Origin of the sequence: Klebsiella planticola (assembly GCF_000783935.2) — a bacterium.
Classification (GTDB): domain Bacteria; phylum Pseudomonadota; class Gammaproteobacteria; order Enterobacterales; family Enterobacteriaceae; genus Klebsiella; species Klebsiella planticola.
On sequence record NZ_CP026047.1, the window covers coordinates 907106 to 922791 of the forward strand.

Annotated in this window: 13 protein-coding genes and 1 tRNA gene; 7 read left to right on the forward strand and 7 right to left on the reverse strand. The window is 54.1% G+C overall.

Translation table 11 applies throughout. The annotated features are described in order from the left end of the window. Position 1: 1 nt before the first annotated feature. The 6 genes from citF to MC50_RS04320 are packed head-to-tail and all read right to left on the reverse strand — an operon-like array spanning position 2 to position 5987. Positions 2-1519: a citrate lyase subunit alpha gene (gene citF, locus MC50_RS04295; RefSeq protein WP_032697601.1), complete on the reverse strand. Its 1518-nt coding sequence runs from the start codon at positions 1517-1519 to the stop codon at positions 2-4. 10 nt (positions 1520-1529) lie between these two features. Further along, positions 1530-2405, reverse strand: coding sequence for a citrate (pro-3S)-lyase subunit beta (gene citE, locus MC50_RS04300; RefSeq protein WP_004867558.1), 876 nt, complete (start codon positions 2403-2405; stop codon positions 1530-1532). Continuing rightward, positions 2405-2695: a citrate lyase acyl carrier protein gene (citD, locus tag MC50_RS04305; RefSeq protein ID WP_032697600.1), complete on the reverse strand. Its 291-nt coding sequence runs from the start codon at positions 2693-2695 to the stop codon at positions 2405-2407. Before citD ends, citE begins: the two co-directional genes overlap by 1 nt. Positions 2696-2711: 16 nt before the next feature. After that, a complete protein-coding gene (citC, locus tag MC50_RS04310) occupies positions 2712-3731 on the reverse strand; it encodes a [citrate (pro-3S)-lyase] ligase (protein WP_032690746.1) in 1020 nt (339 codons plus the stop codon). 13 nt (positions 3732-3744) lie between these two features. Further along, complete coding sequence (locus MC50_RS04315; protein WP_047663477.1) at positions 3745-4608, reverse strand: fumarylacetoacetate hydrolase family protein; 864 nt, start codon at positions 4606-4608, stop codon at positions 3745-3747. A gap of 17 nt (positions 4609-4625) precedes the next feature. After that, the gene (locus tag MC50_RS04320) at positions 4626-5987 is read right to left on the reverse strand and encodes a 2-hydroxycarboxylate transporter family protein (RefSeq protein WP_032690744.1); all 1362 of its coding nucleotides are present in this window, start codon (positions 5985-5987) and stop codon (positions 4626-4628) included. A gap of 347 nt (positions 5988-6334) precedes the next feature. Here MC50_RS04320 and MC50_RS04325 point away from each other — a divergent pair, with 347 nt between their 5' ends. After that, positions 6335-7972 (forward strand): ATP-binding protein, encoded by a 1638-nt coding sequence (locus MC50_RS04325; RefSeq protein WP_047663478.1) that lies wholly within the window; start codon positions 6335-6337, stop codon positions 7970-7972. Continuing rightward, complete coding sequence (locus MC50_RS04330) at positions 7962-8654, forward strand: response regulator (RefSeq protein ID WP_047663479.1); 693 nt, start codon at positions 7962-7964, stop codon at positions 8652-8654. The genes MC50_RS04325 and MC50_RS04330 overlap by 11 nt, the downstream gene beginning before the upstream one ends. Before the next feature lie 46 nt (positions 8655-8700). Here MC50_RS04330 and MC50_RS04335 read toward each other — a convergent pair whose 3' ends face one another. Then, positions 8701-10857 (reverse strand): ornithine decarboxylase, encoded by a 2157-nt coding sequence (locus MC50_RS04335; protein ID WP_032690740.1) that lies wholly within the window; start codon positions 10855-10857, stop codon positions 8701-8703. Between the two features lie 436 nt (positions 10858-11293). On the opposite strand from MC50_RS04335, the gene MC50_RS04345 reads away from it, so the two are divergent. From MC50_RS04345 to MC50_RS04365, 5 genes are all read left to right on the forward strand, one after another. Beyond that, positions 11294-12007 (forward strand): DUF554 domain-containing protein, encoded by a 714-nt coding sequence (locus MC50_RS04345; protein ID WP_032690739.1) that lies wholly within the window; start codon positions 11294-11296, stop codon positions 12005-12007. A 105-nt stretch (positions 12008-12112) separates the two neighbouring features. Further along, positions 12113-12188, forward strand: a tRNA-Phe gene (locus MC50_RS04350). A gap of 195 nt (positions 12189-12383) precedes the next feature. After that, positions 12384-13652, forward strand: coding sequence for a tyrosine-type recombinase/integrase (locus tag MC50_RS04355; protein ID WP_044346284.1), 1269 nt, complete (start codon positions 12384-12386; stop codon positions 13650-13652). 830 nt (positions 13653-14482) lie between these two features. After that, positions 14483-14644: a hypothetical protein gene (locus tag MC50_RS28650; RefSeq protein WP_040216727.1), complete on the forward strand. Its 162-nt coding sequence runs from the start codon at positions 14483-14485 to the stop codon at positions 14642-14644. A 234-nt stretch (positions 14645-14878) separates the two neighbouring features. Next, positions 14879-15658: a hypothetical protein gene (locus tag MC50_RS04365; protein WP_044346295.1), complete on the forward strand. Its 780-nt coding sequence runs from the start codon at positions 14879-14881 to the stop codon at positions 15656-15658. The last annotated feature ends 28 nt before the right edge of the window (positions 15659-15686 follow it).

Here is a 15686-nt window from a genome sequence, read left to right on the forward strand (position 1 = left end):
GCTACTCCTTAACCTGGCGCACGGTATCAATCACCCGCCCGTCGCGGTAGCGAATGACGCCGACGATTTTGTCGGTGAATTCAATGGGTTTGGGGATCCCGCTTAGCGAGATAGCCCGCGCATACAGCGCGTCGATATCGACGATGTTCATCCCGGCGGCAATCAGGCGCGCGCGGATCTCCGGTCGCGCCGGATTCACCGCAATCCCGTGGTCAGTGACCAGCACATCGATGCTTTCTCCCGGCGTCAGTCGCGTCGTCACCCGCTTGACTACCGTGGGAATGCGGCTGCGCAGCAGCGGGGCGACGACAATAGTCAGGTTTGCCGCTGCCGCCACATCACAGTGACCGCCGGACGCCCCGCGCATCACGCCGTCGGAACCGGTAATCACGTTAACGTTGAAATCGACGTCGATTTCCAGCGCGCTGAGAATAGCCACGTCCAGCTGGTCGCAGCTCGCCGCCTTGCTGCCCGGGTTGGCATAAACGTTGGTGGAGATCTCCACGTGATTGGGATTGCGCGCCAGCGAAGCGGCCGCCTGACCGTCAAAGCACTGGGTATCGAGCAGCTTTTCAATCAGCCCCTTCTCATGCAGATCCACCAGACTGCCGGTAATCCCACCCAGCGCAAAGCGGGCTTTCACGCCGCTGCGCTCCATCTTCTCTTCCATAAAGCGGGTGCAGGCGGTAGCCGCCGCCCCGGAGCCGGTCTGCATCGAAAAACCGGCTCTGAAGTAACCGGAGTGCTCAATCACATCTGCCGCATAGCGGGCGATCATCAGTTCACGCGGGTTACTGGTGACGCGCGCCGCACCGACGCTGATCTTCGCCGGGTCGCCCACGCTATCAACCTGCACGATGTAATCCACCTGATCCTGCATCAGGCTCGCCGGCATATTGGGGAATGGCACCAGTTCTTCAGTCAGCAGCACCACCCGCCGGGCAAAGTGCGCATCGACCATCGCATAGCCGAGCGAACCGCAGCAGGAGCGCCCGTGGGTCCCGTTGGCATTGCCGAACTCATCGCTGCACGGCACACCGAGAAACGCGACGTCAATGTTCAGTTCGCCATCCTGTAGTAATTTCACCCGCCCGCCGTGGGAATGGATCTGCACCGGCTCATCCATCACTCCGTGGGAGATAGCCTCCGCCAGTTTCCCGCGCATCCCTGAGGTATAAATGCGGCGAATCACTCCGTTCTGGATATGTTCGATAAGGGCATCGTTGCAGGTCATCAGTGAGCTGGAAGCCAACGTCAGGCCTTTAAAACCCATTTGCGCAAGCTTCGCCACTACGCTGTTAATCACCCGATCGCCTTCACGGAAGGCATGGTGAAAGGAGATAGTCATTCCGTCCTGCAGGCCGCTGCGCGCCACCGCCTCTTCGAGGGATGCACACAGCTTACGACGATGCTTTTCCTCCACGTCGGCCAGCCAGGGCGTAGCGCTGAGGGCAGAATCAAACGGTTTTAAATCCCGCAGATGAGGGAAGGTCGCATGGAGAAGTTCTGTCTGGTTCATTGTTTTATCCTTAACGGCGCACGCCGGAGGCGGCCGCGCGTTCCAGCACTCTCTGTGCGTGGTTAATAATCGGGGCATCGACCATTTTGCCGTTGAGCGAGACCACGCCCAGGCCATTGCGTTCCCCCTCCTGCGCGGCTTCAATCACTAACTGCGCGTGTTCGACCTCCTGCCGGGTTGGCGCATACGCATTGTGCAGCAGGTCAATCTGACGCGGGTTAATCAACGATTTGCCGTTAAAGCCCATTTTGCGGATCAACTCGACTTCGCGCAGGAATCCGGCTTCGTCGTTCACATCTGACCACACCACGTCGAAGGCATCGATACCGGCTGCCCGGGCGGCATGCAGTACCGCGCAGCGGGCGTAGAACAGTTCGGTACCGTCGCTGCGCTCGGTCTGCATATCCATCACATAATCAAAGGCCGCCAGCGCAATCCCAATCAGCCGCGGGGAACGACGGGCAATGGCCACGGCGTTAATGACGCCAACGGCCGACTCAATCGCCGCCATGATGCGGGTGGACCCCACTTCACGCCCGCAGTCGCGCTCGATACGCACCAGGTGGCTTTCCAGTTCGTCAATATCTTCCGGAGTATCGGTTTTCGGCAATCGGATCACGTCCACGCCAGCCCGCACGGCGGCTTCCAGATCCAGCAAGCCAAACGGCGTGCTCAGCGGGTTAATGCGCACCACGGTTTCGATATCCTGATACATCGGGTGCTGGAGCGCATGCCAGACCAGCAGCCGCGCGCTGTCTTTCTCACGCAGCGCCACCGCGTCCTCAAGATCGAACATGATCGAATCGGGACGGTAAATAAAGGCGGTAGAGAGCATGGCTGCGTTAGCGCCCGGCAGGAATAACATGCTACGACGGAGCCTGTTCATCACAGTGTCCTCCAGTCGATATGCGGTTCATCGACGGCGCGCAGCACCGCGCTTTGCAATCGCGCACGAATGACGCAATCCAGCGCGCCTTTGTCTTCGATGATAATCAATCCCTGCCGCACCGCCATCGCGCGCAGCGTTTCCTCAACCACCTGACGAATCTGCTCGCCAAACTGCTTCATCACTTCACTGTGGATGACAATCTCCAGCTCGCCGTCGGCGGGGGCGATTTTCACCATCAGGTCGCTGGACTCCTGCGTACCGGCCAGCGCCTCCCTTACAATTTTCATGTTCGTTTCCTGATAGTTAAGCGACTTCCGCGCTGTAGTGCGCTTCGAGATGCGCGAAAGTGGATTCCGGGACAATGTCCCGAATACGAGAATACTGTTCTGTCTTAAGTAAACGACGGACTTCCGAGGCCGAAATGGCGCTGCCCCCGGCCTTGATACGGGCCACCTCCTCAACGTGGATGTGGCCAGCCAGCAGTTCATGCAGCGTCTGGTTGTACTGACGGGTGATATCGCAAAACGGCTCGGAGCCGATAAAACGATGGGTAATGCCGAGAGACGGCGCGATGTAGTCGCGAAAGATCAGCACGTCGATTTCGCTCCACGCCTGCTGCACTTTTCCGCTCTCTTTCAGGAAGTAGGCCGGAAAAGTGGCGCGCGAGATGATGTACTGCGAGCCCTCGTGCACGGAGACATTCGACAGATGTGCCACTCCGGCCCGTACCATCTCCAGACGCGCGGTGAACGGAAAGAAAGAGGCGTCTTCACGTACCACAAACAGATGCAGCCAGTCGCAGCGTGCCGCCGCGTGTTCCACCAGATGGCGGTGCCCAAGCGTGAACGGATTAGCGTTCATGACAATCGCGCCGATATCCTGGCCGGGCCGGCGCTCCTGGCGCAGCGAACGGCAGTAGCGCGTAATGCCCTGCGGCGTGTTTTCCATCAATACCGCGTTATTGCCACTGCGGGCGACAGGCCAGAAGCCGCTGCGGGCAAAGCGCTCCTCGTTGCAGGGCCGGGTGCAAAGGAAGAGATGAAAATGGCCGCGCGCGAGGGCGACGTTTTCCACTTCCGCCAGCAGCCGCGCGCTAAGGTTCACACCGCGCAGCTGCTCATCGACCGCCACGCATTTGATAACGTTGGCGGCCAGCCCCGCGCAGCCCACCAGCTGCCTTCCGGACCAGGCCTCAACAAACAGCGTGATATCGTTGTCCATCCCCAGACCGCTGTCCGTCAGCAGGTAACGAATCTGGCTCAGACGTTCCGGGTGTTGGGCCACTTCCGTGAAGCGAAAGTCGATAGCGGGTTGCGAGTCCATCATCACGCCCTACTCAGTGTGCCGTCGTCAGCGTGCTGGCTGGCGCTTCCATGATCACATTACTGAGATGGCCAATATGCTCAATCTCAACCTCAATGCGATCGCCCTCCTGCATAAACAGCGGCGGGTTACGCTTTTTCCCCACCCCGCCCGGCGATCCGGTGATGATCACATCGCCCGGGCTTAAGCGGGTGAAGGTGCTGATGTACTCGATAAGCTCCGCCACCTTGTGGATCATGCTGCTGGTGTTGTCGTCCTGAACCATCCGGCCGTTCAGCCAGGTGCGGATCGTCAGCTGATGCGGATCCGGGATCTCATCCGCGGTCGCCATCCACGGGCCGAATGCGCCGGTCTGCCGCCAGTTTTTCCCCGCGGTAAACCAGCTGTGCTGCCAGTCGCGTGCGGAGCCATCCATGTAGCAGCTGTAGCCGGCAACGTGGCGCAGCGCCTCCTCGCGACGGATGTTTTCGCCGCTTTTGCCGATAATCACCGCCAGTTCGCCTTCGTAGTCAAATTCGCTGGAATGGCGCGGTTTCAACACCGGCGCGTTGTGCGCCGTCTGCGAATCCGGGAAACGAACAAACAGCGTCGGCGCCGGATTGTGCTGGTCGAACTCTTTGCGCTTTTCGGCATAGTTCATGCCGACGCAGAGGATTTTTTCCGGCTGCTCAATCACCGGCAGGAAGGTGACGGCGCTCATCGGCACATCGACCGCATCGTTGAGATAGCGGCCGGCTTCCGCCAGCCCGTTGCCCTGCAGCAGCGCCTTGAGGTCACCGTAGCGATCGCCGAGGCGACGACCTAAATCGATCATCCCTTCCGCCTTGACGATGCCAAAGCTACGGGAACCCTGATAGATAAAGCTTGCGAGTTTCATGATGTTTTCCTGAAAACTTAAACGAGGAAGTTGCCGAGAACCAACAGCGAGATGGAGACGTTGATCGCCCCGCCGATGCGGGTGGCAATCTGGGCGAATGGCATCAGGCTCATACGGTTGCCGGCGGTCAGAATCGCCACATCGCCGGTGCCGCCCTGTCCGCTCTGGCAGCAGGAGACGATGGCGACATCAATCGGATGCATGCCAATCTTTTTGCCGACGAAGAAACCGGTCGCCACCAGCGCAGAGACGGTGCTGATAATCACCAGCAGGTTGCTGACGGTGAAAGCGGCGACCAGTTCGTGCCATGGGGTGATCGCTACGCCAACGGCAAACAGGATGGGATAGGTCACAGAGGTCTGGAAGAATTTGTAGACCACCTGAGAACCTTCAAGAATGCGCGGGGAGACGCCATTAAACAGCTTCACCAGCACCGCCATAAACAGCATGCCAACCGGTGCAGGCAGACCAATCAGCTTGTGGCCCAGCATCCCCAGCATATACAGCAGTACCGCCAGTAGCGCGCCGGAAGCGATGGTGGTGACGTCGACTTTGCCGGAGAAGGCAGGCTGTGAGGCCGTTTCGTCGGTATTCGCGCGGTTTGGCATCAGCTGGCCTTCACCGGTCAGGTGCGGATAGCGTTTGCCGAGTTGGTTCAGACAGCCGGAGATGATAATGGCGGTGAGGCCGCCCAGCATCACCATCGGCAGGACGCGTCCCAGCGCCACGCCCTGATCCATATGCAGCAACGTCGCATAGCCGATCGACAGCGGGATCGCCCCTTCACCCACGCCGCCCGCCATGATCGGCAGAATGATAAAGAAGAAGATCTGGAATGGTTCGAGGCCGAGCGCCAGCCCCACCCCCATGCCGACGATCATGCCGACGATTTCCCCGCACAGCATCGGGAAGAAGATGCGCAGGAAGCCCTGGATCAGCACGGTGCGGTTCATACTCATGATGCTGCCGACAATAATGCAGCAGATATAGAGATAGAGGATGTTGGTGGATTTGTAGAATTTGGTGGTGGACTCCACCACCACGTCCGGCAGCAGGCCGTAATAAACCAGCGCGGAGGGGATGAAGGTGGCGCAAATCGCCGCCGCGCCGAGCTTGCCGACAATCGGCAGACGCTTGCCGAATTCACCGCAGGCAAAACCAAAAAACGCCAGCGTGGCAACCATCACCACGATATCGCTCGGTAACTTCCCCCCCAGACAATCGATGGCGATCAGCAGCCCGGCAAGAACAAACAGCGGTAAAGGAATAATCCCCACTTTCCAGCTATCCATAATATGCCACCAGCGCTCTTTGAGCGAAGGTTTATGAATATCAATTGGGTCCTGGGTAACAGAGAAAGAATCGTCAGTTGTGCTCATGATTAAGCCCCTTGGTTATTTTGTGCAGGCAGCTTAATGTGCCCGAAGCAGACTTAATGTGAGGCTCAGCATATTAAAACCGAAACTTTAATGGACGCTATGGTTTTAATGGTTTCTTTTATTTAATGTGATTCACAGTTTATTTATTAGCGTGGTTTTTATGGTTTATTTTCTAAAACGAATAAACAAATAACATTTATTAACCTAAATTTAAGATCTGTGGCGACAGCAATATTTTTCTCATGCAGAGCGCTTGTGCAAAGGATCACAAGTTTCCGGCAAAGCAGATGTCAGCCGGAAAAAAGATGATATATTAGCCACTTCCCTTGATACCCAGCGTGATAGCGATGAAAGTTTCATTTCAAATAAAGCTGTTCATTTCACTGACGGCCTTTTTCTCAGTGCTCTTCGTGCTGTTAGGAGGCTATTATTATATTGATGTCGAAAAACAGCTGTATATGGAAATGAGCACGCGGGCAAAAATACAAGCAGAAGAGATCGCCATCATCCCTGTATTACGTGAAAATGTCGCCCGCAAGGATATTAGCGCAATCACTAATTTTATGCATAAAATAGCGGCGCGCAGTGACGCCAGTTTTATTGTCGTCGGCGATAATCAGGGCCGTCATTTGTTTCATTCGGCGTTCGCCGACCGGGTCGGCACTCTGCTCGTCGGCGGTGATAATGAGGAGGTGCTGAAGGGCAAAACCACCACCACCATTCGCCAGGGGGGTTTAGGGATTTCGCTACGCAGCAAAGCACCGATCTTCAGCGATGACGGTCAGGTGGTGGGGATTGTCTCCGTGGGCTACCTCACCAGCTACCTCGACACCATTACCGTCAGTAAAGCCGTCAATATTCTGCTCGCTGCCGTTTTGCTGCTCGTTGCCCTGTTCGTGTTCTCGTGGTTTTTTACCCGCAGCATTAAGAAGCAGATTTTCTCGCTGGAGCCGCGTGAAATCGGCCTGCTGGTGCGCCAGCAAAAAGCGATGATGGAGTCAATCTACGAAGGGGTGATCGCTATCGACGACCATCTGCGGATCGAGGTGATCAACCAGGCTGCGCGGAAGCTGCTGGGCCTGAACCAACCCGCCCGACAGCTGCGCGGGCAGCCGATCGGCCAGGTGATCGCCCCCGTCCCTTTCTTCTCACCGCAAACGATGCTGCAACGGGACACGCATGATGAGATCTGTCGGTTCAACGATCTGACGGTGATCGCCAGCCGCGTACGGATCATGCTGGAGGATTCGCTGCAGGGCTGGGTGATAACCTTCCGCGATCGCAATGAGATAGACACCCTCAGCGCTCAGCTCAGCCAGGTGAAACGCTATGTCGACAATCTGCGCATCATGCGCCATGAGCAGCTCAACCGCATGACCACGCTCTCCGGCCTGCTGCATATGGGGCGTTATGAGGAAGCCATTGGCTATATTCAGGCCCAGTCAGAACACGCCCAGGAGCTGCTGGACTTTATCTCGTCGCGCTTTCATTCGCCAACGCTGTGCGGTCTGCTGTTAGGCAAGGCCTCCCGCGCCCGCGAAAAAGGGGTGCAACTCAGCTTCGATCCGGCCTGCCGGATGGAGAGCCCCTTCGCCCCGCTTGCCGAAGCAGAGCTGATTTCGATTATCGGCAACCTGCTGGATAACGCCATTGAAGCGACGCAGCGCGCGCCGCTGCCGCACGAGGCGGTAGAGGTGCTGATTAAGCTCAACGCCCGTGAGCTGATTATTGAAGTCGCCGACCGCGGCGTCGGCATTACACCGGCCTTGCGCGAGAGGATATTTGAGCGCGGCATCACCACCAAAACCTGCGGCGACCACGGTATCGGACTGTACCTGATCGACAGCTATGTCAGCCAGGCTGGCGGAACGATCGAGGTCGCCGACAATATGCCCCGCGGCGCGATTTTTTCACTGTTTATTCCCGCCACGGGAAGCGCCTGGCGCCCGGAACAGGAACTGGAAGAGACCGACTATGCAACATGAACTTATCGATGTACTGATCGTGGAAGACGAGCACGCGTTGGCGCAGCTGCATGCGGAGCTGATTGGCAAACATCCGGGCCTGCGGCTGGTGGGCATTGCGTCATCCCTGGCCGACGCGCAGACGCAAATTGAGAGTAAGCAGCCGCAGCTGGTGCTGCTGGATAATTACCTGCCGGACGGGAAAGGCATTACGCTTATCGGTAATGCGCTGCTGGCACGTACCCCCTGTTCGGTCATTTTTATCACCGCCGCCAGCGATATGGATACCTGTAGCCTGGCGATCCGCAACGGCGCGTTCGACTACATCCTCAAGCCGGTATCGTGGAAGCGTCTTAACCAGTCACTTGAGCGCTTTATGCAGTTCGCTGAACAGCAGCGGGTGTGGAAGATCGTCGATCAGCAAAACGTGGATTCCCTGTATCAACTGCAGGCGAAAAACTACCGTCAGGATAACGGCAGCAAAGGCATAGAGGGGAATACGCTGGCGCGGGTACAAAATCTCTTTAGCCACCATACGCTGCGCTGCTTTTCGGTGGACGAAGTCGCGAGCGCGACGGGACTGAGCAAAACCACCGCCCGCCGCTATCTGGAACACTGCGTGGAGAGCGGTTTTCTCAGCGTGGAGATGCAATACGGTAAGATTGGCCATCCGCGCAGAATGTACCGACATAGCGCGGGCTGAGCCACCGCATCCCCTCTCCCGACACACTGCGGGAGAGGGGTCGCTATTAAGAAAGGCGCATAGCCGCCTGGTTCAGCACATAGCCGTACAGCCGCTTGATGCCGTCAGAATCCGTTTCGCTATATACCCCCTGCAGCTCGGGTGAAAAACCGGGCAGCATGTTGACGCCCTCTTCCAGCGCCAGGAAATAGCGCAGTACCGCCCCGCCCCAAACTTCTCCCGGTACCACGCACAGCACGCCCGGCGGATACGGCAGCGCCCCTTCCGCGGCGACCCGGCCTTCGGCCTCGCTTAACCGCACCAGCTCAACGTTGCCGCGAATAAACTCGCGGTTTGCATCCTGGGGGTTCATCACCACGCGCGGGAAGCTCTGCTTGCGGAACATCTCTTTTTGCAGATCCTTCACGTCAAAGCTGACATACAGATCATGCATCTCCTGGCACAGCTCGCGGAGGGTATAATCGCGATAGCGAACCGGATATTTGTTATAGATAGTCGGCAGTACATCGGCCAGCGGCGTGTCGGCTTCGATATGCTGTTCAAACTGCTCCAGCATCGCCACCAGGCGGGCCATTTTTTCCGCACTCTCGGCCGGCGTAAGCAGGAACAGGATCGAATTCAGGTCGCACTTCTCCGGCACAATGCCGTTCTCACGCAGGTAGTGCGCCAGAATGGTCGCCGGAATACCGAACCCGGTATATTCGCCGCTTTCGGCGTCAATGCCCGGGGTAGTCAGCAATAGCTTACAGGGATCGACAAAGTACTGCTCGCTGGCATAACCCGCGAAACCGTGCCAGCTGGCGCCCGGTTCAAAGCTGAAGAAACGCCGCTCGCGGGCAATCGTCTCGGTAGGATAATCCTGCCATGGGCGACCCGCCACAGCCGGCGGAATAAACGGCTGTATCATTTTGCAGCGGGCGATAATCGCCTTGCGCGCTTCAATGCCCTGCACCACGCACTCTGCCCACAGCCGGCGACCGCTCTCTCCTTCATGGATTTTGGCGTTCACATCCAGCGCCGCAAACAGCGGGTAAAACGGACTGGTGGAGGCATGTAGCATAAAGGCGTTATTCAGCCGCTTATGCGGGCAGAATCGCGCCTGGCCGCGCAGGTGATTATCTTTTTTGTGGATCTGCGACGTTTGCGAGAACCCCGCCTGCTGCTTATGCACCGATTGGGTTACAAAAATGCCCGGATCGTTTTCATTCAATTCCAGCAGCAGCGGTGAGCAGTCGGCCATCATCGGAATAAACTGTTCATAGCCTACCCACGCGGAATCAAACAGAATGTAGTCGCACAGGCCGCCGATTTTATCCACCACCTGACGGGCGTTGTAGACCGTCCCGTCGTAGGTGCCCAGCTGAATGACCGCCAGACGGAACGGACGTGGCGCGTCGGCTTTTTCCGGCGCCACTTCCCGAATCAGATTACGCAGGTAGTGTTCATCAAAGCAGTGGTCATCGATGCCGCCGATAAAGCCAAACGGATTTCGCGACGCTTCGAGATAGACCGGCGTGGCCCCCGCCTGAATCAGCGCGCCGTGGTGGTTGGATTTATGGTTATTGCGGTCGAACAACACCAGGTCACCGCGCGTCAGCAGCGCGTTGCTGACCACTTTATTCGCCGCCGAGGTGCCGTTGAGGACAAAATAGGTTTTGTCGGCATTGAAAACCTTCGCCGCGAACTTCTGCGCATGCTTCGCCGAGCCTTCGTGGATCAGCAGATCCCCAAGCTTCACATCGGCATTGCACATATCGGCGCGAAAGACGTTTTCGCCAAAGAAGTCAAAAAACTGGCGGCCCGCCGGGTGTTTTTTAAAGAAAGCACCGTGCTGATGCCCCGGACAGGCAAAGGTGCTGTTGTCCATCTCGACGTACTGCGTCAGGGTATTGAAGAACGGCGGGAGCAGGTTCTCTTCATAGCTGCAGGCAGCGGCTTCCAGTTCGAGCCACTCCTGCTCCTTCCCGCCGATGATCGCCGTCACGCCGTCTGGCTTTGCCATGTCGCTATCGGTCAGCAGATAGACCGGCAGGTTAAAGCCGCTGCGTTTAAGCAGAGAGAGGATGCCGCTGCGGCTGTCCGCTGCGGTAATGACGACTGCCGCCACATCGGTAAAATCAGTACTGTCCAGCGCCACCACGCGACGGTGGGTAGAGAGATGAGAGACCAGCGCGTGGCTGGCGGCAATGTGCATTGATTTCATTAGCGCGAATACCCGTTTCCGGAGAGTAAAAGGCTTCAGGCAAGGCGTTGATGCCTTGCCCAACGAAATGTCAGGGTCCGACTGGATTCCAGCTCCGACCGCCAGACATCAGTAAAAGCAGACCGGGTCCGATCTTACTGTTGTCCTGCAGTGAGCATGCGCTGCCTTCACCGCATGGGGTGCAGGGAATCAGAATGCAGAGTAGCAAGATGAGACGGCTTACGCATCTGCGCGCAGCGGCAATGATGATGTACGGATGGGGTGATCATCGGCGGCCTCATCGCTGAAGAGAAGAAAATTCGCGCAATAATGTCACCTTTGACATACCTGCGCAAGATGAAATCTGTATGCAAACAGGCGACGTATTTGCAGGTCTTTACCCTGCTTTCGGGTCATAATGATGCCGTTGTCAGGGATAATGAACAGGAGCACTGCTATGGTGACAGGACCTTTTATTAATGCCGGCGCGGTCCTTTTAGGCGGCGTACTGGGCGCGCTGTTAAGCCAACGATTGCCGGAGCGAATTCGGACATCGATGACCTCTATTTTCGGTCTGGCCTCATTGGGGATTGGTATTCTGCTGGTAGTGAAATGCGCCAACCTGCCGGTGATGGTGCTCTCCACGTTGGTCGGCACGCTGCTTGGCGAAGCCTGCAATATGGAAAAAGGCATCAATACTCTGGTCAGCAAGCTTCAGCAGTGGCTCACGCCAGCGGGCAAAAAAAAGGCGCAGTTGAATACGTCGTTTATTCAGAGCTATGTCGCCATTATTGTCCTGTTCTGCGCCAGCGGTACCGGGATTTTCGGCGCCATGCGCGAAGGGATGACCGGCGATGCCAGCATTCTGATCGCCAAAGCCTTTCTCGACTTTTTCACCGCCACGATTTTCGCCTGCACGCTGGGATTTGCCGTTTCAGCTATTTGCGTCCCGATGCTGCTCATCCAGCTCACGCTGGCGGCCTGTGCATCGCTGATCATGCCGCTCACCACGCCGATGATGATGGCCGATTTCAGCGCCGTCGGCGGCATGCTGCTGCTGGCGACCGGGCTGCGCATCTGCGGAATTAAGATGTTTGCGGTGGTTAACATGCTACCTGCCCTGCTCCTGGCGATGCCGATTTCAGCGGCCTGGACGCTTTTTTTCACCTGAAAACGGGTGCTTTTAATTCAAACTGGTGATAGATTGTGCAGTCTGCATCGATTTAAATAAATTTCGTTGACGAAGCGAGGCGAATCGGTTTTAATGCGCCCCGTTGCCCGGATAGCTCAGTCGGTAGAGCAGGGGATTGAAAATCCCCGTGTCCTTGGTTCGATTCCGAGTCCGGGCACCAAATTTATATCAACGGACCTCCACGGAGGTCCGTTTTTGCATTCTGCGCCCGCCAAAATACGCACCTCGCGAATCATCCGTTTCCACAGAACTCCATCGAATTCCACCTGCATCAAGTTTCTTGTGCGGGTACATATGAGGGTATAGTCTGATTCGATAAAATTCTGTACCCTCATCCAACATCAGGAGCATAGCTATGGCACTGACTGACGCTAAAATCCGCGCAGCCAAACCGGATGAAAAACCTTATAAGCTGGCCGACAGCGGCAACATGTTTTTGCTCGTTCACCCTAATGGCTCCCGCTACTGGCGATTGCGCTATCGTCATCTCGGTAAAGAGAAAACACTGGCGCTTGGTCAGTATCCCGAAGTATCACTGTCTGAAGCGCGTGATAAACGCGATGAGGCCAGAAAACTCATATCTGACGGTATTGACCCGTGTGAACAACGGAGAGCGAAGAAAGGTGCACCGGAGGCCGTAAACACTTTTGAGCTCGTAGCCCGTCAATGGCATAAGAGCAATAAAAAATGGTCCGAAGCTCACAGCGAGAAGGTACTCAAAAGTCTTGAGTGTCACGTATTCCCCTATATAGGTTTACGCGATATCACAACGCTGAGAACACCAGATTTGCTGGTACCCGTCAAAGCGGCCGAAACCAAAGAGATATATGAGATTGCAGCCCGCCTTCAGCAACGTATCACTGCAATCATGCGCTATGCCGCCCAGTCCGGTATTATAAGTTATAACCCTGCTGTGGATATGTCCGGTGCGTTAACAACGGTGAAACGACAGCATCGCCCTGCTCTCGCCTTAAATCGCATTTCAGAGCTCCTTGAGCGACTAAATATATACAGAGGCCAGCCTCTCACCCGACTGGCAACAAAACTGACCCTGCTTATCTTCATCCGTTCAAGTGAACTCCGTTTTGCCAGATGGTCTGAGATCGACCTTGATAAAGCCATGTGGACCCTTCCCCCAGAGCGGAAACCCATTGAAGGGGTCAAATACTCGCACCGTGGCTCTAAAATGCGTACAGAACATCTGGTACCACTTTCGGTCCAGGCGCTGGATATACTGAAACAAATCCAGGCTATCAGCGGTGAACATGAGCTGATCTTTACTGGTGACCATAATCCCTGGAAACCTATGAGTGAAAATACGATCAATAACGCATTACGCCTGATGGGCTACGATACAAAGATCGATGTCTGTGGTCACGGCTTCCGGGCAATGGCTTGCAGTTCGTTGATTGAATCAGGATTATGGTCGAAAGATGCAGTGGAACGCCAGATGAGCCATCAGGAACGTAATGGCGTACGTGCGGCTTATATCCATAAAGCGGAATTTCTGGATGAGCGCAGACTGATGCTGCAATGGTGGGCTGACTTTCTTGATGCTAACCAAGAGGAAACAATTAGTCCGTTTGATTATACAAAACTCAATAACCCGATGCGGGCAAGATAAATCGTGTAGTACACAAATTACATACAGAAGGCACCTGGACTTTAACGTCCGGGTGCCTTCTTCTTTTTAACAACCGAAAAGCAGGAGATTTTATCAATGGTTACAATGTGTCCAAAATGTGGTTCTGAACGCGTTAGCGAACGTAACATTGGGAGGAAGGCTGGAGGTATTGCTGGAGGTGTGGCTGGAGCCCTTAGTGGAGCAAGCTCGGGGGCGGCAATTGGTTCTGTTGTGCCAGTTCTGGGAACTGCGACCGGGGCTGTTATTGGTGCTGTGCTGGGGAGGTTTGTGGCTGGTGCAACTACAGGAGCAGTTACCGGCTCAGCCCTTGATGGACTCCTGTTTGACAGATACGAGTGCGACGATTGTGGTCATACCTTTGACTAGAAGGCTATGAAAAATTTCATATCTTTATGATTTTAATGAATAAAAAATATCCACTACTTGCCTCATCAATTTTAATACACCACATCCCCCGCATAAACTGATCTACAAAAACGATCGATATCATTGTAATGATAGTTATAAACTATCAAAAATACATAATTGATCGCTTTTATCGATAGATATTGCAGATCAATTATTGAAATTCGATCGGTAATAACAATTTTACCTGCACTCATAACCTCCCTATCTTAGAAAGGATTTAATTAGAATCAGGCCAGGATTCTTACCGGGTGACAATAAGGAGATGCACCATGCGCCTATAGCAAGGAGGTTTCAATGCGGCAGGTATAAGTCTGCCCATCTATTCAACATGCTTACCGGACAAAGTGACGGCATTAAACCACCACTTCAGTCATTTATTGCTATTTTTCAAGGAGCCAACGATGGCATTTATTCTTTTACTTTTGTGGATCGGAGCATCGATAGTTATTGGTAAATTGGCTCAGGCCAGTGGCCGTTCGTTCTTCATATGGTTTGTTATCAGTATGCTTATAGACCCCATATTTGGTGCTATTCTTTTTGCTGTAGTCGTGAGGTCAAAATGAAACCAGACAGAATTAAGGGGCTTTTTAAAGCCTATCTTGGCAGTGGTGCTTTATTCATGTTGCTTGTTTGTACAGGGATTGTTGTTTTGTTAGGTCAATAAGGGAAATGATTACGTATTTTAATAATTATTTTATATTTACTGCCATCCCCCCCTCCGGTTCAACACTCTTGATGTATATCAGTATAACGTTCTCTGTAATATTTCGGCTATTATGTAAAGATAAGGAATTATCATGATAAACTATTATGAATATCTTGAACTGGATATGAATGCCAGCGTTGATGAATTAAACCATGCGATACAAAAAGTAAGTGAACGTGATGATGCAGATTTAAAATTCATCCGTGAAATGAAATCTATTTTGTTAAACGATGAAGCCAGGGTTCTGTATAATAACAAATTGATTTCTTTTATTGTTGGCGATCGTAAAAAGTCTGATTTGGTAAGCGCTGAGAATATTCGTGAATTATTAAATATAGACAACTCGTCGTTACATGAAAAATATATCTGGATTGCAACGGGATTGTTTGTTGTCGGCGTTTTATCCGCATGTTTGTTTAGTTTAGCTGTCAACTATACGGTTAATCTGTTCGTTATGATTGCCCTGGTTATTTTGTTCTATATGGACTGGAAGCTACTGGATAAACATGGTAAGGCAAGCTTTTCAAAATGGTGGATTCTTTTTTCGCCAGTTTATATTGCTAAACGTTGTAAAGCCGTTGGTCAGGGGAAAATGCTGTTGCTGGTCTGGCTTGGGATCTGGGTTGTATATGGCATCGGGAACTTTGCGTTCAACGGTAGCAAAGCGATGCTGGAACGTACAGCATGTGAGGTAGTAACGGATATCTATCATAAACAGTTACGTCAATACTCACAGCAATGTGAGAAGGTAACATTAACTGAAAGTGAAGGGAGACAGCACTATGGATTTGCTCAACTTAGTGATGGTACCACTAAGGATATTACCGTGACGGAACAATCAGATGGTAAGATTGTTGTATATATTGAATAGGCACTTTTGAGGCAAAGCACTTACCTTT